Raw genomic sequence first — 26,346 nt, 5'->3', positions numbered from 1 at the left:
CTCACGACGTGCGGATGTGAGCCGGACCGTCTGCCGGTCGGCCGCATTCATGCTAACCACGGCGTCGGCCGAGCGGTTTTCGCTGGCACCGAATTTGTATCGATTGTCGTTACGATCGCCGCGCGCGGTCTTCAGGATGGAAAGCTCGGCCGAGATGGGTGCTGCTACCGCTGCTCAAGACGCATCGCTCGGAAATGAGATCGTCCGCCGCATCAACGCGCTCGCCGCGATCTCGGAAGACGGCGACAAGCTTACCCGGATTTATCTCAGCAAGGAGCTGCGCAAGGCCGCGGACCTCATCCTGAGCTGGATGCGTGAGGCCGGCATGAGCGCGCATCTCGATGCGATCGGCAATGTCTGCGGCCGCTACGAAGGCGAGCGGCCGGGCGCGCCCTGCCTGATGCTGGGCTCGCATTACGACACAGTGCGCGATGCCGGAAAATGGGACGGCCCGCTCGGCGTTATCACCGCGATCGCCTGCGTCGCCGACCTCAACCGCCGCGGCAAGCGTCTGCCGTTTGCGATCGAGGTGGTCGGATTTGCCGATGAAGAGGGGGTGCGCTTTGCCTCGACGCTGCTCGGCAGCCGCGCGGTGGCCGGCACGTTTGACGAGAGCGTCTTGAACACGCGCGACCGCGATGGCATCTCGATGCGCGATGCGCTGGTTCAGTTCAGGCTCGATCCGGAGCACATTGGCAAGGCGGCGCGGACGCGGCGCGAGCTGCTGGCCTACCTCGAATTGCACATCGAGCAGGGGCCGGTTCTGGAAGCACAGAACCTGCCCGTCGGTGTGGTCACGGCAATCGCAGGCGCAACACGGCTAGCCGCGCGGTTGACCGGCATGGCCGGACACGCCGGCACGGTGCCGATGGCGCTGCGGCGCGATGCGCTGGCAGGCGCCGCCGAATGTATCGGCGCGATTGAAGAGTTTTGCCGAACCGATGAGAGTGGGCTGGTTGGCACCGTCGGCTACATCCAGGCGCGGCCCGGCGCCACCAACGTCATTCCGGGTGAGGTGTCGTTCACCATCGACATGCGCGCGCCGACCGACATGCATCGCAAGCGTGCGGTAGCCGATGTCGTCAGGCAGATCGAGGCGATCGCAAAGCGCCGGCAATTGACGCTTCAGCTCGACGTCACCCACGAGAATCGCACCGCGCCTTGCGCGCCATGGCTCAAGGACCAGATCGCGAAGGCGATCGCCACGGAAGGCTTTGCCGTGTTCGAGCTGCCGAGCGGGGCCGGGCACGACGGCATGGCGATGATCGACATCGCCGACGTCGGCATGATCTTCGTTCGCTGCCGTGGCGGCATCAGCCATCATCCGGACGAGCACGTCGAGCTTGCCGACGCCGATGCCGGCGCGCGGGTGCTGCTCGGGGTGATCGAGAATTTCAGGCCGCGCCAGGACGGCGCCGGCGCGAGCTGACCGTCATGAAGCCCGCAAGTCACCGGGTAGAGACACGAATCAGACATGTGTAAAATGGGTGACCGCCGTCACCGGGATCACGAGACATCACCGACTTGCACAGATGAACAGCGATATTTCCTATCCATCACCTCGTGAGAACCGATTCTACCAAGGCATGGCTGCGACCTTCGTCGCCAACGCTCTTCAGGCGGTCAATTTTCTCGGTGATCGATTCCTGAGACAATCGCCTCATTCGTTGTCGGCCATCGAGGACCTTTACCGGCACTCGATGGACAGCGCCTTTTCGGTGACCGAGGTCTTCCTCGTCACAGGCGCACCGCACGCTTCGGCCTATTACCCGCGCGACTTCGCCTGGTTCTATCCTGACGTCCTCGACCCCGAGACCATCATGGATGCGCAGGACGCGGTGCGGCGGGTGCGTCTGCTCGAGAAGAGCGTTCGCCTGCTGCTTGAAGCGGTTCGCGCCGACGTCGTTACGACGACCATCGTTCCGGCGGGACGCAGCCGCTACCTCGGCGTGAACTATTTCTCGCGCCCCTCGGATACGCTGCTTGGTGTTCTCGCCGGTCTCCAGCAGATGATCTCCGCGGAGGAGCGGGCTTCGGCCTATCTGGCGATGTCGCAGTGCGCCCATGCCGGCCGCTTGCTATTGGCCGAGTACGGCAGCGATTTGAAGCGCGCGATCCTGAAGCTTGCGAGCGAGCTCGAACCGTTCGACGCCGACGGCACCAGATATTTGCTCTGCGACGCCAGCGGGCCGCGCTCCGCGGCGACGGATACCCGCGCCGAGCGCCGGCGTTTCGTCACCAATGCCTGCGTTTACACGACGTTCGTGTGGGGCGTGCAGCTCGGCATCGTCGAGGAGAACGAGCTGAAGCGGCTGCTCGGCCGCGATCTCACAGAGTACAAGAGCGGCCTGCTCGGTCTGTTCGGCAAGAATGGCTATATCAGGCATTCCCTCGACGGCCCGGCGGGCCCGCCGGTGTCTCAGGTCGCACTGGATTTCGTCAGCGTGCATCGCGGCTTCTGGAATATGAACGATGCGAGCGAGCGCGCGCTGTTCGCGGCGACGACGGATCTGATCATCGCCGAGCCTCGCTTCCGCATCCCCAGCACGTTCCACTTCCTGGTATCGGCGGATAATCCGCGCAACAAGATGATCCACAAGATCGCGGCGCCCGCCTACCAGGGGCGCTCGTCCTGGCCGACGTTCAACGTCGAGTTCGCCGATCGCATGCTGGACTTCGATGAATTCTCAGGGAGCGACACCTATCGCGCCTGCGCCCAGGGGATATTGAAGGACATCTGCACCGCGACCGAGGTTCACGGTGGCTATCAGGAGCTGATCTCGGAGCAGGGACTGAAGTATCGCACCTGGGCCTACAAGGGCGCAGTGGCGCACTCCTGGTTTCCGCGCTTCCTGTCGGTGTGGAGGAGGGCGCATGGAACGCCGCTCCTCCAGTGGAATGACTGAGCCTCCAGGGCGCTATCCCGCGGTCACGTCCACAAGCTCGCCGCCCTCGAGCACCTTGGCCGCCTTGGCGCGGTCGAGGTCGCCTTCCCAGGCGGCCACGACGACCGTTGCCACGCAATTGCCGACGAGGTTGCCGAGCGCGCGGGCCATGCCGATGAACCAGTCGACCGACAGCACCAGCACGAGGCCGATCGCAGGAATGCTCGGCACCGCGTTCAGCGTCGCGGCCAGGATCACAATCGCCGAGCCCGGCACGCCATGCGCGCCTTTCGAGGTGATCAGCGAGACGCCGAGCACGAGGAGGAGATCGCCGAACGACAGCGGCGTGTTGGTCGCCTGCGCGATGAAAACGACGGCGAGCGTGAGGTAGATCGAGAAGGCGTCGAGGTTGAAGGAATAGCCGGTCGGGATCACGAGACCGACCACGGAATCCTTCACGCCCATGCGTTCCAGCTTCTTCATGATCTGCGGCAGCACCGCGTCCGAGGAGGCGGTCGCGAGCACGATGGTGAGCTCCTCGCGCAGGTAGGCGAGGAATTTGAGAATGTTGAGTCCGGCGAGCGCCATCACGCCGCCGAGCACGCCCAGCACGAAGATGCCGACCGAGACGTAGAACAGCATCACCAGGGAGACGAGCTGCTTCAGCGAGCCGACGCCGTATTTGCCGACGGTGTAGGCGACTGCGCCGAGCACGCCGAGTGGCGCGACGCGAACGATCAGCCCCATGACACGGAACAGCACGGTGGACGCTGCGTCGATCATGCTGGTGACCAGTGCGCCCTTCTCGCCGCCGACCAGCGCGAGACCGACGCCGAACAGAACGGCGAAGAACAGGACCTGGAGCACGTCGTTCCGCGACAGCGCATCGAAGGAGGTGGTCGGAATCACGTTCATCAGGAAGGCACCGATGCCGCCGCCGGACAGCTTGTGGGCGTTGTCCGCGTAGGTGTTGAGCGCCTTGGCGTCGAGCGTCGAGGGATCGATGTTCATGCCGTGGCCGGGGCCGAAGATGTAAGCGAGCAGCAGGCCGACGACGAGCGCGACGGTCGTCATGACCTCGAAATAGACCAGCGCCTTGACGCCGACCCGGCCGACCTTCTTGAGATCGCCGGCGCCGGCAATGCCGTGCACGACGACGCAGAATACGATCGGCGCCACGATCATCGAGATCAGCTTCAGGAAGGCGTCGCTGAGGATCTTGAGGCTGACTGCGAAGTCCGGGGCGGCCATCCCCAGGATGACGCCGAGCACCAGCGCGGCCAGGACCTGGACGAACAGCGAGGTGTAGAGCGGCTTTGGTTCGGCGGTGGGTGCCGCGGTGATGGTCGACATGGTGAAACTCCCCCGGTTTGACGCGACTTGGACGTCACAAAGGAGCAACAACCGTGCCAGAATGTCGCGGATCGCCGGTGAAAACGGTCTATTCTGCGGCCTTCGCCGTCCTGCCGAACATCCGCGTCGGCGCGGGGAAGCCGCAGGAGGTGCCGTCGGTGACCTTCACTTGGTCTTCCCACGGAAGCCGGTATGTACCCGCGACCATGTCCTGCATGAAGGTGTAGGGGCAGTCCATCGCGCCGCCCTTCACCGCGACGTAGCCGCGGTGCCAGAGCTGGTAGATGTTGTTCTCCACACCCCAATTGATGCGGGCTTCGCGCACGAGATCGGGCCGCACCTCGGCGGTGATGATCTCATCGGCGCGTCCCGTGGTGCCGTGCGCCAGTACGGTGCCGTCGAAATTGATGATCATGCCTTCGCCCATGGAGTCGAACGAGCCGTCCGAGCCGCACATGCAGACATTCGCCGTCACCATCAGATTCTGGAACGAATTGGCCTGGTTGGTGAAGCGCCAGGCATCGCGGATCGGCGCGGTGTAGCCGGCGGTGCGGATCATGATCTCCGCGCCCTTGTAGGCACATTCTCGCGCCATCTCCGGGAACATGCCGTCGTGGCAGATGATCAACGCGATCTTGGCGCCCTTCGGCCCCTCGATCACGGGAATGCCGATGTCCCCTGGCTCCCACGGCTCGACCGGAATCCAGGGATGAAGTTTTCGGTAGTAGAGCTTGATCTCGCCGTGATCGTCGATGATCAGTCCGGAGTTGTAGGGATTGCCATGGGGGTTGAACTCCATGATGGAGAAGCAGCCCCAGATCTTGTTGTCGACGCAGGCCTTCTTGAAGGCCGCGACTTCCGGTCCATCGAGCCGGCACATGATCTCGGGATTGGTGTCCATCGAGAGGCCGTGCAGCGAATATTCGGGGAAGACCACCAGATCCATGGTGGAGAGATTGCGACGCGCCTTGCCGACCATCCAGACGATGCGCTCGGTTTGCTTGGCCAGATCGGCCCTGGTCACGACATTTGGCAGTTGCAACTGCACCAGCCCGATGACCACGCCCTCAGGCGATTTGTTCAGCCCGCCCAGTCCGTTCATGATCAGCTCCCTCATCGGCTTCGTTGCCGTCCTCGCACCGCGTCGTAGCGCGCGCGATACCGTGGCGGAAAGAAAATCCGATTTTGGCAGGGAGCAAAAGATTATTTTTCAGGCGGTCGTGCAGCTCCGCTGCACACGGGCTGTCTCGTCACGCGACGAGATCCAGCAGTCGGCACGATCCGCGCACCAGCACCTTGCGTCCTATGGGCGTCATCGCAGGCACGCCGTCATTCAGGACAACGAGGCCGAGCTTGACGAGGCTTTCGACGAGATAGGCCTTGGAGAGGCGACTGTTCGACGGCGGGTTGCGAAGGGTGCGCAGGGCTTCCCATTGTTCCGGCGAAAGTTCGAAATCGAAGTCGTCGTTCATATTGCCTCAAGTGGTAGTCGGTAGTGCAGTTCGCGCGCCTCTGTTAGCGGCGCTGCATGAAGACCATGCGACGACAATGAGTCGGGAATTCGGTGAATTGTTTAGAACGTCTCTTCACGAATTGCGGCACTTCGTTGCGCCACAAAAGTTAAGATCGCGCGGGTGCAATTATCGTCCTTCAACGCGATCACATATTGATGATCCGGACTTGATGTTGCGCCGCGAATTACCGCGCTGCAGGGAAACGTTGCTGTCCCATTCTGCGTCGCAATATGCACAGAAATTACGAGACGATGAGTTCGAGACTCTGTTAGCTTGATTCCAGGGAAATGGCTTCACACAGCAGGAGTGGAGTGCATGAACAGGCTAGTGGCAATTCGCAGTCAGGAATCCCTGTGCCGGGAACGTGCCGCGCTCGATTCGGCGCGTCGGATTTTCTGGCTCGCGCAGGCCCAGGAATGGGAGCAGCGCGCGCTCGACGAAATTGCCTATCACTTCCGAGAGTGCAATGCCTCTCACGCGGAGCTTGCGCGAGGCTGATCTGTGCCGCGCCCTCGCGGCTTACTGATAAGTGGCCACGATATCGGACACCGCGCGCTCGAGCTGCTGCGCGGTGGCGCATTGACGCACGACCGTACAAAAGGTCGCGTAACGCGGCATCTCTGAATCGCCAAAGCCCCAGGCGAGCCTTCCTTCCGGATTGAGCCAGACCAGCCGCTTCGAGCGTTCGGAGATGCGGCGCAGGATGTCGGCGCGCGGATCGAGATTGTTGCTGCGGGCGTCGCCCAGCACGATCACCGTGGTCTGCGGCGTCAGCGTGCTCATGAAATCGTGCTCGAAGTCGACCAGCGAAGAGCCGTAGTCAGACGAGCCGAAGCCGACCTTGGACATGATCTCGGCCATCGCCTCTTCCGGCGACTTCTTTTCGAGAATTTCGCTGACTTCGATCAGGTGTGAGGAGAAGGCGAAAGAGCGGACGTCGTCCACGGCCTCGTGCAGCGAGTGGATCAGAAGCAAGAAGAAATCTGAGACCTGCGCGACCGAGCCGGAGACATCGCACAGCGCGACGATCTTCGGCCGGTCGCGATGCTTGCGCTTCCAGGCGGTGAGGAAGGGCACGCCGCCCCAGGCGGCGTTGCGGCGCAGCGTGCGGCGGACGTCGAGATGGCCGCGGCGCTGGCGCTTGCGCGGCTTCGAATAGCGCTCGCGCAGGCGGCGGGCGATCTGGCGAATGAGGGCGCGCATCTCCGCGACCTGGCGCCGCTCGATCCGGGCGAGCGGCGCGTTGCGCAGGATCTCGTTGCGGAGGTTTTCGGCCTCCTCGCGGGCATAGAGTGCAAGGCCCTGCGAGACCGTGTCGCGCACGGCCTCGCGCAAGCCGTCGAGCGCGGCGCGAAGACGCTCGGCCAGCGACGGATTGGTCGCGGTCAGCTCGTCGAGATCGTCGCGCAGGCGCTGGAGGCCCATGGCGTCGAGGATGCGGCTGGAGAAAATGCCGCGCTGGGTGGAATAGCGGATGTCGGAGAGCGACGCCGCGCCGGATGCGCTGGCGATGGCGGCTTGGATCGCATTGCGATCCTGCGACAGCAGCATCTGGGCCAGCGGACCCAGTCCTTCCGGGGGCTGGCCTTCGCCCGCTTCGCTGGCCGAGCCTGACGAGGGAGACTGGTCCGCCCCTTGCGAGGCTTCGTCATTAGTGTTGGCCTCAGGCTGATCCTGCCGCGGCTCCGGCTGGCTGAAGAACAGATCAAAGCAGTCGGCGAGCGCCAGCTTCTCGTCCTGCGATTTGGCAAGCGTCAGCAGCAGCGCGTCGCGCAGGATCGCCCGATCGGAAAAGCCGACCTGCGACACCGCGCGCATCGCATCGATGCTTTCGGCAGGCGAGACATGGACGCCGACGCCGCGCGCCGCTCGAAAGAAACGATGGAGGTTCTCGCGCATCGGCGTCAACCGAAGACGTTGGACCGGGCCGCCTTGGCAATGAAGGTCGTCACCTGCGGCGATGCGGCCTCGATGTCGGCCTCATACTTCAGGAGCACGTTGAGCGTATCCTTGACGATATCGGTGTCGAGCTCGGTCGCCTGAAGCAGCACCAGCACGCGCGCCCAGTCGATGGTCTCGCTGACCGAGGGCAGCTTCTTCAGGTCGAGCGAGCGGATCTCGTGGATGAAGCCGACCATCTGCCGGCGCAGCGCCTGCGAGATGCCGGGCACGCGGCTTTCGACGATACGTTCCTCGAGCCGCTGCTCCGGGAAGCCGATATGCAGATGCAGGCAGCGCCGCTTCAGCGCGTCGCCGAGATCGCGCTCGCTGTTGGAGGTGAGGATTACCGTCGGCGGCGTGATCGCGGAGACGGTGCCGAGTTCGGGGATCGTGACCTGGAAGTCGGAGAGGATCTCCAGCAGCAGGGACTCGAACTCGGCGTCCGACTTGTCGATCTCGTCGATCAGCAGCACGCAGCCGCCCGGCTGCTCCAGCGCCTGGAGCAGGGGGCGCGGCTCGACGAACTCCTTGGAAAAGAACACGTCGCCGAAATCGTGCAGCTGGTCGAGCGCGGCGTGCAGCGTCTGCGCGCCGCCGAGCACCTCGCCGAGCTTGTCCTTGAGGATCTGGGTGTAGAGCAGCTGCTTGGCGTATTTCCACTCGTAGAGCGCCTTGGCCTCGTCGAGGCCCTCGTAGCATTGCAGGCGGATCATCTTCATGCCGCGCCAGGCGGCAATGGCCTTGGCGAGCTCGGTCTTGCCGACGCCCGCGGGGCCCTCGACCAGGATTGGCTTCTCGATCTGCTGCGATAAATAGACGGCGGTCGCGATCTGCCGGCTCGCGATGTAGCCCTGCGCGGCGAGGCCGCTCTCCACTGCCTCGATCGAGGTCGAGGCCTTCTGATCAGCCACGAAATGGCGCTCCCAAAGGTCCTATTTGAGGCTTGTTCTGCCTGCGTTCCCGGCAAAGAACAAGCCTCGTTTGGGAGACATCAGACCCGCGTGAACGGCGTTTTTTCCGCGAAACGCAAATACTTGCGCAGGTCGCGCCGTTCGCGCGATCAGTGCTTGCGGATGGTTTGTCTGACCTCGGCGCCGCAATCGGCGCATTCATAGACGAAGTCGATCTTGGCAAGGCTCCAATGCGGTTCGACCTCGCGGACATACATCGGCAGGAACCCCATGCACGTCGGGCAAATCACAGGCGCGATTTCGATATCCTGATGATGCTGTACATAAGCTGGCATCTCGGTTCTCCTTCGCAGGCGACCCATCAAACCCCGCGCGAAGGCTACTGCCGGTTGCCCGAAGGCTGCCATCAACTCTTTCGAACAGAGACGGAACGGCCGACGTTTGTGGTTCGCTGTGACATTCTTGTTACGGCTCTGTACTGTAACGGGCGGACTAAATGCCTATTTCACAGGCCGATCCGGTGTTCGGACTTCACCTCAACAATAAGGGAGCAACGCCCATGACGCATGCCATTCGCTTTCACAAGACCGGCGGTCCGGAAGTCCTGGTCTGGGAGGAGGTCAATGTCGGCAAGCCCGGACCGGGCGAAGCGCGCATTCGCCACACCGCGGTCGGTCTCAACTTCGTCGACATCTACAACCGTTCGGGTCTCTATCCCGCGCAATTGCCGAGCGGGCTCGGCAGCGAGGCAGCCGGCGTGATCGAGGAAGTCGGACCCGGCGTCACCGATTTGAAGCCGGGTGATCGTGTCGCCTATGGCGCTTCGCCGCTCGGCGCCTATTCCGAAGCTCGGCTGATCCCTGCCGACCGCTTGTTGAAGTTGCCTGACGGCGTCGACGACAAGACCGCGGCGGCGATGATGCTGAAGGGGTTGACGACGCAATATCTGATCCGCCAGACCTATCGGGTGAAGGCGGGCGACACGATCCTGCTGCATGCCGCCGCCGGCGGCGTCGGGCTGATCCTGAGCCAATGGGCCAAGCATCTCGGCGCGACCGTGATCGGCACCGTCAGCAATGACGAGAAGGCGAAGCTCGCCAAGGCGCATGGCTGTGACCACGTGATCATCTATACGCGCGAGGATTTCGTGAAGCGCGTCGACGAGATCACCGGTGGCAAGAAGGTGCCGGTGGTGTACGATTCCGTAGGCAAGGATACGTTTCTGAAGTCGCTGGACTGTCTCGCGCCGCTCGGCGTCGTCGCGCTGTTCGGTCAGTCGTCCGGCGCGGTCGAGCCGCTCAATCTCGGCCTGCTGGCCCAGAAGGGCTCGCTCTACGTCACCCGGCCAACGCTGTTCACCTACGCCGCCAAACGCGAGAACCTCGTGGCGATGGCGAACGAGCTGTTCGATGTCGTGAAGTCCGGCGCGGTCAAGATCGAGGTGCACCAGACCTATCCGTTGAAGGACGCGGCCAAGGCGCATGCCGATCTCGCCGCGCGCAAGACCACGGGATCGACCGTGCTGACGGTGTGATCTCCCGTTGGGCGTTGGCGCAGGCTCGCTATTCCTGCGTCACGCCCGCTCGTGCTTGCGCAGGTCGCGGGCGTGATCGAGCAGGATCGCCTGGAGATCGACATCTTCGGGCGCGATCTGGGGGAGGGTGGCCTCGGTCAGGATGGCCTCGGTGACGTCCTCGACCGAGTTCTCTGCGATCTCGTGGATGAACGAGATGTTCTGGTATTCACCCGAGACGATGCGCGAGATGACCTCGCGCCGCGTGATTTCGGGATCGACGATCGCCTCGCGGCCGCGCCGTCCGTAGTCGATCATCACGACGAAATACTGCATGAAACGATCCTGCCGCGCCCCTCGTCCGAAGCGCGGCAGAGTATTTCCGAAAAACGGAATTAAGTCAAGCGCGATTTCCAAAAATCGGAAATCGCTCGATCGCCCCTATTTGCCTTTCTTGCGGGGGCGGGCCGATTTGGCGCGCAGCCGCTCGAGCTGCCCCTTGGGCATGGAGAGGCAGATTTCCCCGACCCAGTCGAGCTTTACGCCGACGATCGGCTTGGCATTGAAGCTGGTGAGATTGACGACGGAAGGGGATTTGCCCCGCTCGATGGTCTTCAAATAGCGCTCCCCGGTCTTGAGCCGGACCACGGCCTCTTCGCCGTAGAAGCTCGACAGCGGATGACGCTGGTCCTTGTAGACCACGATCACGTCGCCGCTCTCGTATTTGGGCAGCATCGAATCGCCCACGATCTCGAATGCGATCGTCTCTTCCATGATGGGGAAGGGTAGCGTGATGTCGCCGAGCCCGTCGGGCGGAACCTGTTCGTAGTCCGGCTCGATCACCGCGCCGGCCCCGACGCGTCCCATGATCGGCGCGAGGTTGAGCTCGAGATATTCCATGATCGGAATGATTTCGGAGGCTTTCACGAGGCGCTCGCCGCCGAGGATCTCCGACACCGCGCCGGGCCGCACGCCCATCGCCGCCGCCAGGCCGCCCTTGCTCTTGCCCGTCTTCTCCAGGCCCCGCTCGATCATCGCAACGTCCAACATGGTGATTCCCTCGATTGCCCATCGGCTGCCCTCTTGTAGTCCGGAATTCGGAATAAATGCAATTATGAATATCAGAATTATTGCTTGACTCTCTCTTCGGAATACCGGAATGTGTGTCTCGCCTCCGGTCGTGCGACCGGAGAAGGCGCATCACAGGACAGCAGCATGGAACTGGGTCATTGGCCGTCGGAGCACTCCGACGCGCTTCGCGACTATTTTCTCAAAGGACTATCCTATGCGGAGATCGGGAGAGAGATTAACGCAAGGTTTGGAACGGCTTACACGCGCAATGCCGTGGCGGGCCGGGTCAAGCGGCTCGGACTTGTCGGGTCGGCGCGGGTGACGAGTCCGCCGATCGTGCCGTGCTTGCCGGGCGAGACCTGTTTGCTTTCGGCACATCGCCCGGCATTGCCGAACCTGATTCTGCCGCCGAAATCCGCGATGAAGCCCGCCGCACGGGTGAAGCTGCGCTGCGTCGGCGTCCAGCCGCGCCTGATCTCGTTCGCTGAACTTGCAGCCGGCGATTGCCGCTATCCCTATGGCGGCGAGAGGGACGGGGAGGAGATCACCTTCTGCGGACATCCGCGCCAGCCAGGCTCCAGCTATTGCACGCCGCATGCGCGCCTGACGCGCCGGACCGGAGTTGCGCCCGCCCGTACGGCCGGTCCCGTCGTGCTGAGGCTGGTCTTCGCCGCCTGAGTTGGCGGCCATCTGCCTGTCCAATCGTCAATCCTGCAAGGAGTATCCGAGTGGCACGTGCCCGACGCAACAAATCCTACAAATTGACCGGGATCTATGACCGGCGCTCGCGCGAGATGCCGTTCAATGCCGACGTGGCCGAGGTCGAGGTCGACAATCCATTGGCGCTCGATCCCGGCGAGAAGATCATGGCGATCCGCTCGGTCCGCAGCGATCCGCTCGGCCGGCTGCATTCGCACCATCAGATCGACGAGGCGCAATACCGCGGCGGACGCGCCTTTCAGAACGATTGGGAGAGGGCGGAGCGGGGGCCGCAGGCGGTGGATACGACGCGCGAATATGTCGATGGTACAAGCACGCGCGAGCCTCTGACCGAGAGCCAGCGCCAGGCGGTGCTGCGGCTGAACCGCGTCGAGCGCGAGCTCGGCACCGACGGCGCGGCGCTGGTGCACGACGTGCTGGTGCTGGGGCTCACCATGGACCAGATCGGAGAGCGTCGCGCGGTCCGTACGCAGCGCTGGAACGACTATTTTGCACGGCGCTTTCGCGAATGCCTGGACCGGCTGGCGCTGATCTACGGGTTTGCGACGGAAGCGGGGACGAAGCGTGCAGTCCGCCGCAAATGATGACGGCACGCCTGCGGTCTTCGGCCGTAGGCGTGCCGGTCCGCCGCTTACGGGTGCGGCACGATCTGGTAAGGGGTCGTGTAGGGCTCGACCCGGAGCGAGGCGTTGGCCAGAAGCCCGATCTTGGCGGTCGGCGCCTGCTGCAATTCGCCGCTTGGGCCGCGATGCACGTTGTATTGCCAGACGGTGAGGTCGCCCTTTTGCGCCAGCGCGTGCGCAACCGCGCTCGCATCATTGCCGCCGAGCGCCTGCAGCTCCTCCGCCGACAATCCGATGACGATTTCGTCCTTGATGGTGACGATCTTGAACAGATTCATCCTGGTCTCCTGCGCCCATGCGCCTTGTATCGAGAGGGTGAAAAGCGCGACCGCGGCGCCCTTGATGAGATCGCAGCGAGAAAGCATGCCGTCGTCCTTTGGTGCTGAGGCGCGCCCGAATCGATTTTGAGTCCATCGGCCATGGCGCCCGTGATCCGCGTGGCCGTTCCGCAACCGCTTTGTCGCGCGATCTTGAATGGCGGTTCACGGGCAGAAACATATCCGCAGCGATGAACCTCGATGCAGGAAGGCGAGTCCAAGGCCGAGAGCTTGAGGGACCGTCAGATGAAAATCACCGGCATCGTTTGCTTCCTGGCGTGGCTGGGTATGGCCCTCCCGGCTGCGGCCGCCGATCCCTTCTACGTTGGCAGCTGGACCTTCACGACCGCGACGGTCGCACCATGGGCCGATCCACACCGCAAGCCTGACGACATCGAGCGGACGCGGCTGATGGGCAAGGCGGTTGTCTTCAAGGCGAAAGAGATATCGGGGCCACGGCCCTTTGCCTGCGCGAAGCCACAGTACAAGGTGGCGGACTACACTCCCGACATGATCTTCCAGGGAGCGTTCGACGAGATGCAGCGCGCCGACAAGAAAGCCGTTCCCAAGGCGCTTGCCGCCTCGCTCGGCTTCACTGGCGCGACGATCAGGACGCTGGAGACCGGCTGCGAGATCGACGTTCATTTCGTCGACGATACAACCGCCGAGGTCGGACTCAACAATTACGTGTATACTCTGAAGAAACTTTAATCTGACCTCGTCCATCCCCGTTCACATCGGAAACACCGTGAAACGCTGTGCCGATTGACAGCGATTGAGGCTCCGTGCGTGATTAATGTTGCTTCTTGACGCAGGTGGGTGACGAGGATCGATATTCCTGTTATCCGGAATTGCCATGGTCCGATGCGGACGAAGCATCGCTAGGTCGATGGTTGGACTTGCCGGATGGGTTGTTTCTTGGCATAATTGCAACCTGATTGGTTGAGCCCGTCCGTTCGGATATGTCGTTCAGCGTGCTACCCGACGGGGCCACCCGGCCGCCAACTGACCGTCACCGCGACGTTCGGTCATGGCGTTCGGCTCTGAGTGGGGCCTCGATATCGGATCACGAATGCCGATGCTTGTCATAGGTGCGAGATGAAAAACCTCAATTTCGCGGCTGAACTGCACCTCAAGCTCGGCGCCCCAGCAAGCGGCACCGTCGAAAGCCTGCGCCTGCTCCGCGCGTTTCTGAAGCTCGCGCCTCGACAGCGCTTCGAGGTCATTAAGCTCGTCGAAGACCTCGCCACCGAAGAAACCCTCCCCGAACACCCCCTGTCCTGAGCCTGGCGGCGCGCCGGTCTTACGCCTTGTCCTTCGTTTCCTGCCAGCAGCCGGACCGCCGGACGACGTTTGTCCGGGTCTGGCCGCTGGCAGCCGATTGGGCAAGTGTGGTAATTAGTTAAGAAAAAGGGAGGAGTGCGACCATGATCGAACCGAAGCTCGAAGTTCCGGCCGAACTGCGCGACTTGGCCGAGAAGACGATTGACCAGGCCGAAAAGGCCTTCGGCATGTTTTTCGACGCTGCCACCAAATCAATGACGTCGGTTCCCGGAGCGGGCACCGAGGTCTCGAAGCAGGCGCTCGCTTTCACCGAGCAGAACATGAAGTCGGCCTTCGAGCATGCACGCAAGCTCGTCCATGCCACCGACCTTCAGGAAGCCATGCGAATCCAGTCCGACTTCCTGCGCAGCCAGTTCACCAGCGCCGGAGATCACATGCGCCAGATGACCGGCAGCTTCATGCAGCCGGGCAAGGGCAAGTCCTGATTCTCTGCTCGTCCAGGGCGTGCCCACAAATTGATCTTGCCTGACGCCGCGATCCGCATTTCGATGCTGGTGCAGGTCCATGACGGGCCACCGAATGGATCCATTCGCCGTCCGTCATCCTTTCTGCTGATCCCTGTCGGTCCTCCGGCAGGGATTTGCATGTTGCGGCACACGCGCCAAGCATCGCACTCACCCGCAGCACGATCGCGGAAATTGCGAGAGATCGATGCGAGCGATGATCGCCCGCAGCAGCCTGCGGACCGAACGATAGATCGGCCGCGCGAATCCCGGCGTTTTTGCCCCGGGCAGTTCAAGACTTTCCGTATGAACGCTTTCGATCAGGTGCGACACGGGCCTCTCCGGGATGGTGAGGCTCTTGCTATCGCGGCCTGCCCGGTGCGGCCTTGATCTGCCGCAAGGCGCACCCGGCTAGTAGTCGCCCGGATTCATGATCATCGGGCTTCTCGTGTCGGCCGGTGCGAGCGCGCTGCTGGCGCTGTCGCGCAGGAAGCGGTCGAGCGTTGCCTGGATCTTCTCCTTGACCGCGTCGGGGCCGCGATCGCTCATCTCGGTGTGCTGTGCGCCGGTATGGACGATGTCGATGCCGCGCGCCTTCGCCTCTTCCGGCGTCGGCAGCACGCCGGGATCGGTCTGGAAGTGCGGATCCTTGGAGCGGAACGACAAAATCTTCAAATGGTCGCTGAGCACGAAAGGCACCCGCAAATTGTCGAGCGTGATCACCTTCGACACCAGCTCCGGATGCTGATGGGCGACATACATGGAGACGTCGCCGCCATTGGAATGCCCGACGAGGGTGATGTGGTCGTAATCGACGTTCTCCTGCCGCCGCTTCAACTCGCCCAGCGTGAAGAGGATGTTGGCCTCGCAGCGAATATAGACCTCGCGCCGGCCGACATATTGCTGGCCGACATGGGTCATCAATGGCGGATCGCTCGGCAGGTCTTGCTGGAGGCTGGCAACGAGATAGCCACGCGCGGCGAGCACGTTGGCAAGGAAGGAATACTCGGTGGCCTTGACGGTGTTGCCGTTGCTGATGACGGCAAGCGGGAGCTTCCAGAGGCCGAGATTGGCCTTGTTCTCGTAATCGCGCCGCACCGCGATCTCGACCGAGATCGGCCGCTGGCGGGAGGCGTCGAACAAGGACAACGTCTCATGGCGGATCGCGAACCGGCTGACCACGAAATACTGGCCGACGCCGAGAACGCAAAGGAACGCCAGGATTGCAAACACCCTTTTCATGGTCCGTCTCAATCACTTTCGGCTGAACATGGTCATTGGGAACTCCCGGATCGAGCGATCGTGAGCAGGTTACGGGATTAAATTTAGGCAAGTCTGTGAGAAGCGCCGCAAAAGGGCCGCATCAAGGCATGCGACGGCGGCGGTTCGCGCGGCTAGAGGCAGCCGCCCGTGCCGTGTTCTGGGCAGAGCCTGAACGCGCTCGACAACGTGAACAGGAAACGCGGGCTGCGGCGCTCGTTGTCCGGCGCCCGGTAGCTCAAGGGGACGGCCACGCCGAAATCGGCCAGGAAATCGTCCGGCAGGAAGAACCGCACGCCGGCCCCGGCCGATGTCAGCGAGAGGCCGTCGCCCAGACGGTAGCCGTCGTTCCAGACCGCGCCAGCGTCGCCAAAGGCGTAGAGTTGATAGCCGCTCCAGTAGCGGAAATTCAGCTTCTGGTCGAAGCGCACTTCGAGCGAGCCGGCAAGACCGTTGTCGCCGCTGATCTCGGCCGCGCCGTAGCCTCGGCCGAAGGCCGCGCCGCCGAGATAGAATTGCTGCGAGGTGAACAGCGGCCGCGATGCGGTCTGGCTTGCCGCCGAGAGCTTGAGCGACCAGGCGTCGTTCAGCGTCTGATACCGCGTGAACCAGAAATTCAGCACGGAGAAGTTCGAGGACGCGCCGTCGCGCGACAAGAGATCGTCGTCGAAATGCGAGGCGCCGAAGATGTCGAGGCCCTGGCGGTAGGTCATTGTCGTGAAATTGGTGCCGCCGAAGCGATCCTGCAGCCGGTAGTCGGCGGTCAGGCTCGCGGTCCTGATGTGGTCGTTGTACCAGGGGCCGTAAACATCGTGCTCGGAGACGTTGCTGAAGGTCGTCGCCGCTGTCAGCGTCAGCGTGGAGGATTGCGACTGCAACGGCACGATGCCGGCACGTAGCTCGAAAGCCTCGGTCGTGGTGATGTCGCTGTCGAGGCGGCGGGCGTCGCCCGGCCGCACCGCGCTGTACAGGACCGACGCGCCGAGACGCACGCCGTCGACGCCAACAGGCGCGTCATAGGAGAGGCGCGCAAAGCCGAGTTCGCGTGGATCGTTGGCAATGGTCGACAGGTTGACCGCCAGCGTGTCGCCGGGCGTGAGATAGGAGTTGAACGCGCCGGTCGCGTAGGTCTGCCAGGGGCCGACCGAGGACGAGCCGAGATTGTCCAGACCGAACGACGTGAAAACGTGCCAGGTCTTGACATAGACCGTGAGACGGAAGCGGCCGGTCGCGCCGCCAATCTCCTCGAGCGCGGTATCGGTGATCCGGACACCCGGCCTGCCGTTGATCAGGAAGAGCTGGCGTTCGAGCGTTGCGAGGCGCGACGGCTGTTCGGCCAGAACCGGAGCGAGCATCGGCCTCACGCCGAACTGCTCGGCGCCGTCGCCTTTCAGCTCGGCGTCCACGATGGCGCCTTCGATCACCTGGACGCGGACACGACCGTCGGCGATGTCCTGCGACGGCACGATCGCGCGGCTTAAGTGGAAGCCGGCGGCGCGATAGAGATCGCTGATCGCGCCTGCGATCGCGGCGAGGTCGGCCTGCGAGACCTTCTTGCCGAGATAAGATTGATAGACCGTAGCGATGCGATCGTCGGAAATGGCATGGGCGCCGCTGACAGTGACGCCGCGCAGGACGAATTGCGGCCTGGTGTCGCCGCCGGTGTTGGGCTGGCCAACCGTCGGCAGTCTGACCGCAGGACGTCTCAGCGATTCCTGTTCGGATTGGTTTTCAAAGTATTTCTCCGGCTGTCGCGGATCGAAGCCGGGCTGGTTCGCCTGCTGCGCGAAAGCCTGCGGAACGCCCGTAAGAATTGGTGCCGCGAACGCCAGCGCGGCGAGGACATGCCGCTTTGCAACCTGGGTGACGAACCGCTCTCCGTAGTTCAACGGAGAAATTCCCATGAGCCGGTAAAGGTTCGCTAGCCGCATGATTTTTCTTAGTTTTTTATGGTCAATGAAACGTTAATGGCACCTGCCGACCAGTTGCTTCCCGCTAATTCTATGTTGAGTGATTTCGGATACGTCGGGGTCCGCCTGTAACGGGGACTGAGGATCATCATGCGCGGCAGAGTTGGAATGCGGTGCGCCTTCGTGGCTGCGCTGATCCTGGGAATGGCTTCTGCTGCGCACGCTGCGGACGATGGTGTCTGGTCGGTCAGCAAGTCCTCAGGCGAGGTCTGGCTTGCCACCGATGGTGCGCAGCCCGTGTCGCTGAATCAGGACGGCACGCTCAAGCCGGGCGATACCATTCGCACCGGCCGCAACGGACGCGTGCTGCTCGTCCGCGGTGAAGAAACCATTTTGATCTCTCCGAACTCGGTGGTCGGCTTGCCCGCCGAGAAGAAGGAGGGGCTTTCGACCACGATCATCCAGCAGGCGGGCTCGATCCTGCTCGAGGTCGAGAAGCGTAACGTCAAGCATTTCGAGGTCGAGACGCCCTATCTCGCCGCCGTCGTCAAGGGAACGCAGTTTAGCGTCACCGTGGGGGCAGGCAGCACCAAGGTCGGCGTGCTCCGCGGCCAGGTCGAAGTCTCCGACTTCAAGACGGGACAGATCGCCCAGGTCATGCCGGGACAATCGGCGACCGCCTTCGAGCACGGCAAGCCCGGCCTCAGCCTGGGTGGTGCCGGGACCTTCAATCCGATCGAGCAGGGCAAGCCGCGCGCCTCGACGATCGAGCGCGTCCCCGTGCCGAAGTCGGGCCTGTCGGCGCCGCGCAATGCGGCCAACGGCCATGCGATCCATGCGCTTGGTCCGATCGACAAGGCAGCGAAGGCAGTCGGCACGCCGAAGCAATCGCATCAGGCGAGCGGAGCCCACGCGCCAAAAGCCGGCGTCGTCCGCATCTCGAACTCGCTCGGCGAGGTCAAGCTGAACTTCCACAAGGTCACGAACGGGCTTGCTCGCGGCGCGACTGCTCCCGGACAGGTGCGCAACGCGAACGCCAGCACCAATACCGAGACGGTCTGGAGCGATAGCAAGACGAGCACGACGACAACGGCCGCGAACAGTTCGACCGTGACGGCCGCTACCACGAGCAGCAGTGCTGCTGCGGTCAGTGCCACCTCTTCGTCGACAAGTGCGACGACGACTGTTGCGACCAGCGCTGGGTCGACCAGCGATGCGTCAGGCAAGAATGGCAACAATGGCAACAATGGCAATGGAAACACCGGCAACAACGGTAACGGGAATAACGGGAACAACGGAAACGGTAACGGCAATAGCGGTGCCACCGGGAACGGCAAGGGCAACAACGGTAACGGCAACGGAAATGGCGGCGGTAACGGCAGTAACGGCCACGGCAACGGCCGACACTGACGCGAATTCCAAGGGGTGAAGGGGCGCACCCGCTGAAGCAGGTGTGCGGGAGGATCGGGTGAAACGTTATCGGCCGCATATTCTGGTCGTGATCGCGCTGGCGGTCGTGCTGTCCACGGGATGGCATGGCGCGCTTCGCAATGCGCTCACCGATCTGCGTTTCGCCTGGCAATCACGTCCGGCGACCGGCAACGTCGTCGTGGTGGCTATCGACGCGCCCTCGATCGACCAGATCGGGTTTTGGCCGTGGCCGCGGCGGCTCCACGCCGAGCTGTTGCACAGGCTCGAAGCGGCGGGCGCGCAGGACGTCGCCTTCGACGTCGATTTCAGCACGCCGTCGGATCCGGCCTCGGACGCGGCCTTCCTCACGGCGCTTCGCGAAGTCGGCGGTTCGACGATCCTGCCGTCCTTCAAGCAGCCGGCGCCAAACGGCGGCACGGCGCACATCAATCGTCCCTTGAAGCCATTCAGCAACCAGTCGTGGCCGGCCGTCGTCAATGTCGCGATTGAATCCGACGGGCTCGTCCGCCGTTATCCGGTTGGCGAGAAGCTCGGCGACTCCCAGATGCCGTCGATGGCCGTCGTGCTGGCCGGGCAGGACGCCAATCGGCGGCCGCCCTTCCTGATCGATTACAGCATTCGCGCGTCCTCCATTCCAACCGTCTCCTATTCCGACGTGCTGCGCGGCGACGCCGCGACCCTGGACAAGTTGAGAGACAAGAAGATCATCGTCGGCGCCACGGCGCTTGAGCTGGGCGACCGGTTCAGCGTTCCCAACGGCAAGATCATCTCGGGGCCCGGCCTCCAGGCGCTCGCGGCGGAATCGATCCTCCAGAACCGCATGCTGCGCTGGACATCTGATGCCGGCATGTTCGCTGGCCTGGGTCTGATCTGCCTGCTGATGATGTATTCGTGGCGCCGCTTCGCACCCGGTGTCCGCGTCGCGGTCCTCGTTGCAGCGGGGGTGGGCGTCGAGCTGGCCGCTGCCCTCGTGCTGGCAAAATGGCCGCTCATCATCGACACGTCGCTGTTTCATATCGCGATCATCGCCTATCTGACGGCGATCGCGCTCGACGAGATCGATTTCCGCGGTCTTCTAGGGCGCATCGCCGAAAGCCGCTTTCATCGTATCGCAATGTCGCTCGGCGACGGTCTGGTCTGCACCGACGAGGATCACCGGATTACGGTGTGGAATCCCGGCGCGAGCGCGATCTTCGGTTACATGCCGGCTGAAATGATCGGGCAGCCGTTCGAGGCGCTCTGTGCGGTGCCCGCGGATGCCGGCGCAAAGACCTTCGCCATGCGTGATGCGGCGCGCCAGGCGCTGCTGGTGCCCGGCGGTGCCGTCGTCGTCGAGTTCGTGGGCCGGCGCAAGAACGGCGAGACGTTCCCCGTCGAAGCGAGCTTCTCGGGCTGGCAGGGAACGGACGGTTTCCAGTACGGAGCGATCCTGCGCGACATTTCGGTTCGCAAGCGCGAAGCCGAACGTGTCCGATATCTTGCCGAACACGACGCGCTGACGGGGCTTGCCAACCGCAATATGCTGCATGCCGGGCTGGTCGACATGATTGCGGATGCGGAGCGGCGCTCCTGCGAGGTTGCGCTGCTAGTGATCGGGCTCGACGGCTTCCAGCGCATCAACGACATGCTGGGTCATTCCGCCGGCGACCTCGTGCTGCAGGCGGTCGCTGATCGCCTGAAGGAGCAGGCCGGAGATCGCTCAGTCGTTGCCCGGCTCAGCGGCGATGAATTTGCCATTGGGCGCGAAAGCGCAGATGGCGGCGAGCCGATTGCGGAGTTCGCCGAGCGCATCACGCGCGCGTTCGAGGCTCCGCTCACGACGGGCACGCGCCAGCATCGCGTGCGGATCAGCCTCGGCGTCGCCGTCTATCCGGAAGGCGGGCACAACGCCGACGATCTCCTGAGCAACGGCCATCTCGCACTTACCAAGGCGAAGCTGACGCGGCGCGGCAGCCACGTGATCTTCGAGAACGCGATCCGGCAAGAACTGGAGAACCGGCTGACGCTGGAGAGCGAACTGGCGCTTGCCGCAGACCGAGGCGAGTTTGAGTTGTTCTACCAGCCCCAGGTTCGGCTGGTTGACGGCGGCCTGGTCGGCGCTGAAGCGCTCATCCGCTGGCGGCATCCCCTGCGCGGCCACGTGTCGCCCGGCGAGTTCATGCCGGTGGTCAACACCTCGGCGCTCTCCGAGCGAATCGCGACCTGGGTGATGGAGACTGCCGCTCGTCAGGCGCGCGCCTGGGAGTTGTCAGGCAGCAGCGTGCGCGTCGCGATCAACCTGTCGCCGTCGCAGCTCCACTCCGGCGATCTCGCGCATTCGGTTGCGACCCTGCTCGACACGACGGGGCTCACGCCCTCGCTGCTCGAGCTCGAGGTCACCGAAGACATCCTGCTCCATGACGAGGCTCGCGTGCTCGACATGTTCAAGCGGATCCAGCAGCTCGGCGTGCGCATCCTGTTCGACGATTTCGGTACGGGCTACGCTAGTCTGAGCTATCTGAAGAAGTTTCCGCTGGATGGCCTCAAGATCGACCGCTCGTTCGTGCTCGACCTGCTCGCCGATTCCGACGATGCCGCGATCGTCGGATCGACGATTGGCCTCAGCAAGCAGCTCGGTCTGACAGTCGTGGCCGAAGGCATCGAGAATCGCGCCACGGCCGACTTCCTGGTCAGCATGGGATGCGAGGAAGGGCAGGGCTATTTCTTCGGCCGTCCGATGCCTGCCGCGGCGTTCGAGACACAATTTCTCACGGCTGAACTCGAAGCCGTCAGCGCCGCCTGAAGCACCCTCGATAGCGGCCGCTAGCGCCGGCGCGCGACCGCCACGCCAAACAGGAAAGCGACGAACAGACTCGCCAAGGGCGCTTCGCGCGTGATCGCTGCGACAGTCGCGAGCGGTCGTCCGGGCTTTCGCGCCTCATCGATTGCATGGGTGAGACGGTCGACGGCGGCGTGCAAGCCTCCCGCGACCTCGCCGATGGTCTGAGAGACGTCGGTTGCTGCGTCCATGGCGCGTTCGGCCATGCCGGGCTGGGGACTGGGCTGCGGTATTTCCGTGCTCAAGCGCGCGATCTCCGAACCTGACCGAAAGATTGAGACCGGCACCTTTGGCTATCCGCGCGAGCGCTCGTTTTGGAACAGCGGGCCCGAAGACCTTTGGCTATCCGCGACAGGCGCCGTTTTGAACGGCGGGTGCCGGCCTTGCAGTGGAAATGCGCCGTACGCCAATTAGTTCCGGCGGGACGCATTTCGTTGCGAAATCCCCGGGAAACGACGGGAGCGAATCTCTGTTAGGCTGGTGCAGCCTTGCTGAACTCGGGAGATTGCCGTGACCGACCGGACCATGGACCGAGCCCGGCGCATCGCCTTGCTCGGCGCGCCCATCGACATGGGGGCCTCGCAGCGCGGTACCTTGATGGGCCCTGCGGCGCTGCGCACGGCCGGCCTTGCGACGCTGCTCGAAAGTCTCGATTTCGACGTCGTCGATTACGGCGATCTCTCCGTCGCCGAGGTCACGGACCTCGCCGACAGGCCGCCCGTGAAGGCAAATCACTACCGCGAGATCCAGCGCTGGACGCGCGTGCTGAGCCGCAGAGGCTACGAGATCGCGCAAACCGGTGCGTTGCCGATCTTCCTCGGCGGCGATCACACCTTGTCGATGGGCTCGGTCAATGCGATGGCACGTCACTGGCAGGAGCGTGGGCGCGAGCTGTTCGTGGTCTGGCTCGATGCCCATGCCGACTACAACACGCCGGAGACGACGATCACGGCCAACATGCACGGCATGTCGGCGGCATTCCTGTGCGGCGAGCCGGGCCTTGACGGCCTCCTGGGCGACGATCCGCGCGCCTCGATCGGCCCTGACAGGCTCGATCTGTTCGGCGCACGCTCGATCGACAAGCTCGAAAAGGAATTGATGCGCGCGCGACGGATCAGGGTCGTCGACATGCGCCAGATCGACGAGTTCGGCGTCGCCGTCTTGATCCGCCGCGTCATCGAGCGGGTCAAGGCGAGCAATGGCGTGCTGCATGTCAGCTTCGACGTCGACTTCCTCGACCCTTGCGTGGCGCCGGGCGTCGGCACCACCGTGCCGGGCGGTGCGACCTATCGCGAGGCGCATCTGATCATGGAGCTGTTGCACGATTCCGGCGTGGTCGGATCGGTCGACATCGTCGAGCTCAATCCATTCCTCGACGAGCGTGGCCGGACCGCGCGCACTGCGGTCGAACTGATCGGCAGCCTGTTCGGCCAGCAGATTTCCGATCGGCCGACGCCGAGCAACGCGATCGCCCCGGGGGAGTGAATCAAGCTGCTTGCGTTTGTGCGCTGCAAGGAAAGGAACTGCTCCTGCGGCCGCTGGATTTAGACCAGCCCCGATCAAAATCGCCGGCTTTTGAAACAGCTGCGAATTGCAAATACCGCAGTCGGATTGTTTGATGCGGGCTCAGCGCCAGCCGAGGGCCCGCAATGAGCAGTACGATGCATCCCGACGACAATCCCGTGACGACCACGCGCCGCCGCCTCCTGACCGCCGGTTCGGCAGCCATTGGAGGTGCCGTTCTCGGCGCGGGCGCTTCTGCGGCCGCGGAGACGGACAATCTTCCGCCCAACGTTCCTGAGTGGATGAAGGCGCCGGGCGACCCCATGGGAAGCCAGCCTTACGGCGCGCCCTCGCCGTTCGAGAAGGGCGTGGTCAAAAACATCTCGAAGACTCTCAAGCAGTACATCTCGGCGTCCAGTCGTACGCCCTTGCAGGAGCTCGATGGCATCATCACGCCGAACGGGCTGTTCTACGAGCGGCATCACGGCGGCGTCCCCACCATCGATCCTGCGCAGCACCGGTTGATGCTGCACGGGCTCGTCGAACGGCCCCTGATCTTCACGATGGACGATCTCAGGCGATTTCCATCGGAGTCGCGCATCCACTTCCTCGAATGCTCCGGCAATCCCGGCTACAGCAGGCCCTACGGCAAGACGGCTTCGGACCTCGTGGGTCTGGTGAGCTGCGCCGAGTGGACCGGCGTCAGCCTGAAGCTGGTGCTTCAAGAGGCCGGGCTGAAGCCGGAGGCCAAGTGGGTGATCGCCGAAGGCGCCGACGCGGCAGCGCTGACGCGCAGCATCCCGATCGAGAAATGCCTCGAGGATGCCATGCTGGTCTACAGCCAGAATGGCGAGCGGCTGCGGCCGCAGCAGGGCTATCCGCTGCGGCTGCTCCTGCCGGGCTTCGAAGGCAACATGAGCGTGAAGTGGCTGCGGCGCCTGCATGTGACGGCGGAGCCGGTCTATTCGCGGGAGGAGACGTCGAAATACACCGATCTCTTGCCGGACGGCACTGCGCGCGAGTTCTCCTTCTACATGGAGGCGAAGTCGATCATCACGCGTCCCTCGGGCGGCCAGCGTCTGAGCGCGCCGGGCTTCCACGAAATCACCGGCATCGCCTGGAGCGGACATGGCAAGATCGCGCGCGTCGAAGTGTCGGTGGACGACGGCAAAAGCTGGCAGGAAGCGCGCTTGCAGGAGCCGGTGCTGACGCGTGCCCTGGCGCGCTTCCGTCTGCCGTGGCAATGGGACGGCAAGCCCGCCGTGATCCAGAGCCGCGCGATCGACGAGACCGGCTATGTGCAGCCGACGCTGGCCGAGCTGCTTGCAGTGCGCGGCGAGAATTATTTCTACCACAACAATGCGATCTGGCCCTGGCGCATCGCTCAAGACGGCGAGGTGACGAATGCGCTGGCGTAACACTTGCGGCGTGGTCTCTGCGATCCTCGCCGGCATCTGGGTAAACGTAGCGCAGGCACAAAGCCCCTTCGGTATCGGTCGGCCGGCAACGGCCGCCGAGATCGCAGGCTGGAATATCGACATCGGCCGCGACGGCAGCAATTTGCCGAAGGGAAGCGGCTCGGTCGCTCATGGGCGTGAGTTGTACGCTCAGCAATGTGCCTCGTGTCACGGCGACAAAGGCGAAGGCGGCCTGGGCGACCGGCTCGTCGGCGGACAGGGCACGATCGGAACGGCAAAGCCGGTCCGAACCGTTGGCAGCTACTGGCCTTATGCGCCGACATTGTTCGACTACATCCGCCGCGCGATGCCGCAGAATGCGCCGCAATCGCTGGGCGACGATGACGTCTATGCGGTGTCGGCCTACGTCCTGAGCCTGAACGGGCTTGTTGGGGCGGATGCGATCCTCGACGCCAAATCGCTGGCGGCCATCAGAATGCCGAACCGAGACAAATTCGTCGGCGATGCGCGTCCGGATGTGAAGAAGTGACCTATGGGAACGATCAAGTTCCGGGCTTCAGCTCGGAACTTGCCAAAGCTTAAGGGGAACTTGCGAGGACCAATTTGAATTAACCTGCGAGAGGAAACAGAGTGGGTCTTTCTATGGCAATGGATCGTTTCGCAAACTCCATGTCCTCGGCGCTTCGCCATCCCGGCGTGATTGCGCTGATCGTGGCCGGCTTGACGATCGCTGCAATGTTGATCGTCGACCACGGTCCTTGGAACCGAGCCAAGACTCAGCCGGCCCATGTCGCGATGTACGCAACCACGGGCGAGGCTGCGCGTGCCGCAGGCGCCGCAGTGCTTCCGACTGAATCGAGGTCGTCGCTCGAACCGGCGCGGCCGGGGCCGAAAACATCCCCGACTGTCAATCCCGTGACGCCGTAGCTCGCGGATCGCGACGCCGTCGAGCCAAAGCCTGCGTCGAACTCGCTCCAGGTCCGGGCGCAAGCCCCACTCCAGCCGCAACTGTTAAACTCGCTCCGGATCGCCGTGAATCCCGAAGGGTGCGGCCGGCCCTGGCGTTCTTGGTGGGAAAGGGCCGTAGAAACGGATTGAGGATAGCCATGATCTTGCCAGGGATCGTCGCGAAATCGCACCAGGCTCTGACATCTTTGGCCACAATCCGAGCCGAGCTTCCGGCCATGCAATTCTTGGCCGTGATTTCGATTCTGGCGCTGCTCACGTTGAGCGGCGCTGCCATTTCCGATCAGCTTCTGACGGCCGATCAGCACGCCGCGCAAGGGGTGGAGTAGCGCGGCGGGCGAGGGCGCTTTTGTCTTCTGGGGGGACGACAGCAATGCTTTCGATTGATCAGTTTCTGCGGTTCAT

29 protein-coding genes are annotated in these 26,346 nt (G+C 63.5%); 16 read left to right on the top strand and 13 right to left on the bottom strand.

Annotation, left to right across the window (positions count from 1 at the left end; all coding sequences use genetic code 11):
* The first annotated feature begins 154 nt into the window (after window positions 1-154).
* On the top strand, window positions 155-1,429 hold the full coding sequence (locus tag WN72_RS33660; protein WP_035730949.1) for an allantoate amidohydrolase: 1,275 nt from the start codon (window positions 155-157) through the stop codon (window positions 1,427-1,429).
* 103 nt (window positions 1,430-1,532) lie between these two features.
* The gene (locus WN72_RS33655; protein WP_092216001.1) at window positions 1,533-2,906 is read left to right on the top strand and encodes a hypothetical protein; all 1,374 of its coding nucleotides are present in this window, start codon (window positions 1,533-1,535) and stop codon (window positions 2,904-2,906) included.
* 12 nt (window positions 2,907-2,918) lie between these two features.
* Here WN72_RS33655 and WN72_RS33650 read toward each other — a convergent pair whose 3' ends face one another.
* The 3 genes from WN72_RS33650 to WN72_RS33640 form a co-directional block, all read right to left on the bottom strand.
* Window positions 2,919-4,238, bottom strand: coding sequence for a dicarboxylate/amino acid:cation symporter (locus WN72_RS33650; protein WP_092215999.1), 1,320 nt, complete (start codon window positions 4,236-4,238; stop codon window positions 2,919-2,921).
* An 88-nt stretch (window positions 4,239-4,326) separates the two neighbouring features.
* Window positions 4,327-5,340, bottom strand: coding sequence for a formamidase (locus WN72_RS33645; RefSeq protein ID WP_092216154.1), 1,014 nt, complete (start codon window positions 5,338-5,340; stop codon window positions 4,327-4,329).
* A 148-nt stretch (window positions 5,341-5,488) separates the two neighbouring features.
* On the bottom strand, window positions 5,489-5,710 hold the full coding sequence (locus tag WN72_RS33640) for a hypothetical protein (RefSeq protein WP_092215997.1): 222 nt from the start codon (window positions 5,708-5,710) through the stop codon (window positions 5,489-5,491).
* A 357-nt stretch (window positions 5,711-6,067) separates the two neighbouring features.
* Between WN72_RS33640 and WN72_RS47670 the strand changes: the two genes are divergently transcribed.
* Window positions 6,068-6,250 (top strand): hypothetical protein, encoded by a 183-nt coding sequence (locus tag WN72_RS47670; protein ID WP_027562441.1) that lies wholly within the window; start codon window positions 6,068-6,070, stop codon window positions 6,248-6,250.
* Between the two features lie 21 nt (window positions 6,251-6,271).
* Here WN72_RS47670 and WN72_RS33635 read toward each other — a convergent pair whose 3' ends face one another.
* The 3 genes from WN72_RS33635 to WN72_RS33625 all read right to left on the bottom strand — a co-directional run bounded on the left by WN72_RS33635 (window position 6,272) and on the right by WN72_RS33625 (window position 8,939).
* A complete protein-coding gene (locus WN72_RS33635; protein ID WP_092216153.1) occupies window positions 6,272-7,651 on the bottom strand; it encodes a vWA domain-containing protein in 1,380 nt (459 codons plus the stop codon).
* A gap of 5 nt (window positions 7,652-7,656) precedes the next feature.
* Window positions 7,657-8,604, bottom strand: coding sequence for an AAA family ATPase (locus WN72_RS33630; RefSeq protein WP_027562443.1), 948 nt, complete (start codon window positions 8,602-8,604; stop codon window positions 7,657-7,659).
* Window positions 8,605-8,753: 149 nt separating this feature from the next.
* Window positions 8,754-8,939 carry a hypothetical protein gene (locus WN72_RS33625; RefSeq protein ID WP_027562444.1) on the bottom strand — a complete coding sequence of 62 codons (186 nt, stop codon included), beginning with the start codon at window positions 8,937-8,939 and terminating at the stop codon, window positions 8,754-8,756.
* Window positions 8,940-9,163: 224 nt separating this feature from the next.
* On the opposite strand from WN72_RS33625, the gene WN72_RS33620 reads away from it, so the two are divergent.
* Window positions 9,164-10,138, top strand: a complete 975-nt coding sequence (locus WN72_RS33620) for a quinone oxidoreductase family protein (protein WP_027562445.1) — start codon at window positions 9,164-9,166, stop codon at window positions 10,136-10,138.
* A 39-nt stretch (window positions 10,139-10,177) separates the two neighbouring features.
* Here the strand turns inward: WN72_RS33620 and WN72_RS33615 are convergent, their stop codons facing one another.
* Window positions 10,178-10,453, bottom strand: a complete 276-nt coding sequence (locus tag WN72_RS33615) for a hypothetical protein (RefSeq protein ID WP_092215995.1) — start codon at window positions 10,451-10,453, stop codon at window positions 10,178-10,180.
* Window positions 10,454-10,558: 105 nt separating this feature from the next.
* Window positions 10,559-11,167, bottom strand: coding sequence for a S24 family peptidase (locus WN72_RS33610; protein WP_027562447.1), 609 nt, complete (start codon window positions 11,165-11,167; stop codon window positions 10,559-10,561).
* Between the two features lie 165 nt (window positions 11,168-11,332).
* On the opposite strand from WN72_RS33610, the gene WN72_RS33605 reads away from it, so the two are divergent.
* Together WN72_RS33605 and WN72_RS33600 are read left to right on the top strand one after the other, a co-directional pair.
* Window positions 11,333-11,866: a GcrA family cell cycle regulator gene (locus WN72_RS33605; protein WP_092215993.1), complete on the top strand. Its 534-nt coding sequence runs from the start codon at window positions 11,333-11,335 to the stop codon at window positions 11,864-11,866.
* A gap of 50 nt (window positions 11,867-11,916) precedes the next feature.
* Window positions 11,917-12,492, top strand: a complete 576-nt coding sequence (locus WN72_RS33600; protein WP_027562449.1) for a hypothetical protein — start codon at window positions 11,917-11,919, stop codon at window positions 12,490-12,492.
* Window positions 12,493-12,539: 47 nt separating this feature from the next.
* On the opposite strand, the gene WN72_RS33595 is transcribed toward WN72_RS33600, so the two are convergent.
* Complete coding sequence (locus tag WN72_RS33595) at window positions 12,540-12,896, bottom strand: hypothetical protein (RefSeq protein ID WP_027562450.1); 357 nt, start codon at window positions 12,894-12,896, stop codon at window positions 12,540-12,542.
* 198 nt (window positions 12,897-13,094) lie between these two features.
* Here WN72_RS33595 and WN72_RS33590 point away from each other — a divergent pair, with 198 nt between their 5' ends.
* The 3 genes from WN72_RS33590 (at window position 13,095) to WN72_RS33580 (ending at window position 14,617) form a co-directional block, all read left to right on the top strand.
* Window positions 13,095-13,559: a hypothetical protein gene (locus tag WN72_RS33590; protein ID WP_092216152.1), complete on the top strand. Its 465-nt coding sequence runs from the start codon at window positions 13,095-13,097 to the stop codon at window positions 13,557-13,559.
* Between the two features lie 387 nt (window positions 13,560-13,946).
* Window positions 13,947-14,132 carry a hypothetical protein gene (locus WN72_RS33585; protein ID WP_007612798.1) on the top strand — a complete coding sequence of 62 codons (186 nt, stop codon included), beginning with the start codon at window positions 13,947-13,949 and terminating at the stop codon, window positions 14,130-14,132.
* A 143-nt stretch (window positions 14,133-14,275) separates the two neighbouring features.
* A complete protein-coding gene (locus WN72_RS33580) occupies window positions 14,276-14,617 on the top strand; it encodes a phasin (RefSeq protein WP_027562452.1) in 342 nt (113 codons plus the stop codon).
* A gap of 189 nt (window positions 14,618-14,806) precedes the next feature.
* On the opposite strand, the gene WN72_RS33575 is transcribed toward WN72_RS33580, so the two are convergent.
* The 3 genes from WN72_RS33575 to WN72_RS33565 all read right to left on the bottom strand — a co-directional run bounded on the left by WN72_RS33575 (window position 14,807) and on the right by WN72_RS33565 (window position 17,826).
* On the bottom strand, window positions 14,807-14,968 hold the full coding sequence (locus WN72_RS33575) for a hypothetical protein (protein WP_167380802.1): 162 nt from the start codon (window positions 14,966-14,968) through the stop codon (window positions 14,807-14,809).
* A gap of 78 nt (window positions 14,969-15,046) precedes the next feature.
* Window positions 15,047-15,877 carry an alpha/beta hydrolase gene (locus WN72_RS33570; protein WP_027562453.1) on the bottom strand — a complete coding sequence of 277 codons (831 nt, stop codon included), beginning with the start codon at window positions 15,875-15,877 and terminating at the stop codon, window positions 15,047-15,049.
* A 152-nt stretch (window positions 15,878-16,029) separates the two neighbouring features.
* Window positions 16,030-17,826, bottom strand: coding sequence for a ShlB/FhaC/HecB family hemolysin secretion/activation protein (locus WN72_RS33565; RefSeq protein ID WP_092215991.1), 1,797 nt, complete (start codon window positions 17,824-17,826; stop codon window positions 16,030-16,032).
* 129 nt (window positions 17,827-17,955) lie between these two features.
* Here WN72_RS33565 and WN72_RS33560 point away from each other — a divergent pair, with 129 nt between their 5' ends.
* Complete coding sequence (locus WN72_RS33560) at window positions 17,956-19,215, top strand: FecR family protein (RefSeq protein ID WP_167380801.1); 1,260 nt, start codon at window positions 17,956-17,958, stop codon at window positions 19,213-19,215.
* Window positions 19,216-19,273: 58 nt separating this feature from the next.
* Window positions 19,274-22,018, top strand: a complete 2,745-nt coding sequence (locus tag WN72_RS33555) for an EAL domain-containing protein (protein WP_167380800.1) — start codon at window positions 19,274-19,276, stop codon at window positions 22,016-22,018.
* A 20-nt stretch (window positions 22,019-22,038) separates the two neighbouring features.
* On the opposite strand, the gene WN72_RS33550 is transcribed toward WN72_RS33555, so the two are convergent.
* Entirely contained in the window at window positions 22,039-22,299 is a 261-nt protein-coding gene (locus WN72_RS33550) for a hypothetical protein (protein ID WP_092215985.1), read from the bottom strand.
* A gap of 265 nt (window positions 22,300-22,564) precedes the next feature.
* Between WN72_RS33550 and rocF the strand changes: the two genes are divergently transcribed.
* The 5 genes from rocF (at window position 22,565) to WN72_RS33530 (ending at window position 26,270) form a co-directional block, all read left to right on the top strand.
* A complete protein-coding gene (rocF, locus tag WN72_RS33545) occupies window positions 22,565-23,539 on the top strand; it encodes an arginase (protein WP_092215983.1) in 975 nt (324 codons plus the stop codon).
* A gap of 164 nt (window positions 23,540-23,703) precedes the next feature.
* On the top strand, window positions 23,704-24,975 hold the full coding sequence (gene soxC / locus WN72_RS33540) for a sulfite dehydrogenase (RefSeq protein WP_092215981.1): 1,272 nt from the start codon (window positions 23,704-23,706) through the stop codon (window positions 24,973-24,975).
* Window positions 24,962-25,504, top strand: coding sequence for a c-type cytochrome (locus tag WN72_RS33535; protein WP_092215979.1), 543 nt, complete (start codon window positions 24,962-24,964; stop codon window positions 25,502-25,504). The genes soxC and WN72_RS33535 overlap by 14 nt, the downstream gene beginning before the upstream one ends.
* Before the next feature lie 113 nt (window positions 25,505-25,617).
* A complete protein-coding gene (locus tag WN72_RS47155; RefSeq protein WP_027562461.1) occupies window positions 25,618-25,902 on the top strand; it encodes a hypothetical protein in 285 nt (94 codons plus the stop codon).
* A 179-nt stretch (window positions 25,903-26,081) separates the two neighbouring features.
* Window positions 26,082-26,270 (top strand): hypothetical protein, encoded by a 189-nt coding sequence (locus tag WN72_RS33530; protein WP_027562462.1) that lies wholly within the window; start codon window positions 26,082-26,084, stop codon window positions 26,268-26,270.
* The last annotated feature ends 76 nt before the right edge of the window (window positions 26,271-26,346 follow it).

The sequence above is a fragment of the Bradyrhizobium arachidis genome (assembly GCF_015291705.1).
Lineage (GTDB): Bacteria > Pseudomonadota > Alphaproteobacteria > Rhizobiales > Xanthobacteraceae > Bradyrhizobium > Bradyrhizobium arachidis.
This window is presented reverse-complemented; position numbering and strand designations above follow the sequence as displayed.

Excerpts from the sequence above, each read along its gene's own strand:
- WN72_RS33660 (WP_035730949.1), top strand. The coding sequence starts at position 155 with ATGGGTGCTGCTACCGCTGCTCAAGACGCATCGCTCGGAAATGAGATC.
- WN72_RS33655 (WP_092216001.1), top strand. The coding sequence starts at position 1,533 with ATGAACAGCGATATTTCCTATCCATCACCTCGTGAGAACCGATTCTAC.
- WN72_RS33650 (WP_092215999.1), bottom strand. The coding sequence starts at position 4,238 with ATGTCGACCATCACCGCGGCACCCACCGCCGAACCAAAGCCGCTCTAC.
- WN72_RS33645 (WP_092216154.1), bottom strand. The coding sequence starts at position 5,340 with ATGAACGGACTGGGCGGGCTGAACAAATCGCCTGAGGGCGTGGTCATC.
- WN72_RS33640 (WP_092215997.1), bottom strand. The coding sequence starts at position 5,710 with ATGAACGACGACTTCGATTTCGAACTTTCGCCGGAACAATGGGAAGCC.
- WN72_RS47670 (WP_027562441.1), top strand. The coding sequence starts at position 6,068 with ATGAACAGGCTAGTGGCAATTCGCAGTCAGGAATCCCTGTGCCGGGAA.
- WN72_RS33635 (WP_092216153.1), bottom strand. The coding sequence starts at position 7,651 with ATGCGCGAGAACCTCCATCGTTTCTTTCGAGCGGCGCGCGGCGTCGGC.
- WN72_RS33625 (WP_027562444.1), bottom strand. The coding sequence starts at position 8,939 with ATGCCAGCTTATGTACAGCATCATCAGGATATCGAAATCGCGCCTGTG.
- WN72_RS33620 (WP_027562445.1), top strand. The coding sequence starts at position 9,164 with ATGACGCATGCCATTCGCTTTCACAAGACCGGCGGTCCGGAAGTCCTG.
- WN72_RS33615 (WP_092215995.1), bottom strand. The coding sequence starts at position 10,453 with ATGCAGTATTTCGTCGTGATGATCGACTACGGACGGCGCGGCCGCGAG.
- WN72_RS33610 (WP_027562447.1), bottom strand. The coding sequence starts at position 11,167 with ATGTTGGACGTTGCGATGATCGAGCGGGGCCTGGAGAAGACGGGCAAG.
- WN72_RS33605 (WP_092215993.1), top strand. The coding sequence starts at position 11,333 with ATGGAACTGGGTCATTGGCCGTCGGAGCACTCCGACGCGCTTCGCGAC.
- WN72_RS33595 (WP_027562450.1), bottom strand. The coding sequence starts at position 12,896 with ATGCTTTCTCGCTGCGATCTCATCAAGGGCGCCGCGGTCGCGCTTTTC.
- WN72_RS33590 (WP_092216152.1), top strand. The coding sequence starts at position 13,095 with ATGAAAATCACCGGCATCGTTTGCTTCCTGGCGTGGCTGGGTATGGCC.
- WN72_RS33585 (WP_007612798.1), top strand. The coding sequence starts at position 13,947 with ATGAAAAACCTCAATTTCGCGGCTGAACTGCACCTCAAGCTCGGCGCC.
- WN72_RS33580 (WP_027562452.1), top strand. The coding sequence starts at position 14,276 with ATGATCGAACCGAAGCTCGAAGTTCCGGCCGAACTGCGCGACTTGGCC.
- WN72_RS33570 (WP_027562453.1), bottom strand. The coding sequence starts at position 15,877 with ATGAAAAGGGTGTTTGCAATCCTGGCGTTCCTTTGCGTTCTCGGCGTC.
- WN72_RS33565 (WP_092215991.1), bottom strand. The coding sequence starts at position 17,826 with ATGCGGCTAGCGAACCTTTACCGGCTCATGGGAATTTCTCCGTTGAAC.
- WN72_RS33560 (WP_167380801.1), top strand. The coding sequence starts at position 17,956 with ATGCGCGGCAGAGTTGGAATGCGGTGCGCCTTCGTGGCTGCGCTGATC.
- soxC (WP_092215981.1), top strand. The coding sequence starts at position 23,704 with ATGAGCAGTACGATGCATCCCGACGACAATCCCGTGACGACCACGCGC.
- WN72_RS33535 (WP_092215979.1), top strand. The coding sequence starts at position 24,962 with ATGCGCTGGCGTAACACTTGCGGCGTGGTCTCTGCGATCCTCGCCGGC.
- WN72_RS47155 (WP_027562461.1), top strand. The coding sequence starts at position 25,618 with ATGGCAATGGATCGTTTCGCAAACTCCATGTCCTCGGCGCTTCGCCAT.
- WN72_RS33530 (WP_027562462.1), top strand. The coding sequence starts at position 26,082 with ATGATCTTGCCAGGGATCGTCGCGAAATCGCACCAGGCTCTGACATCT.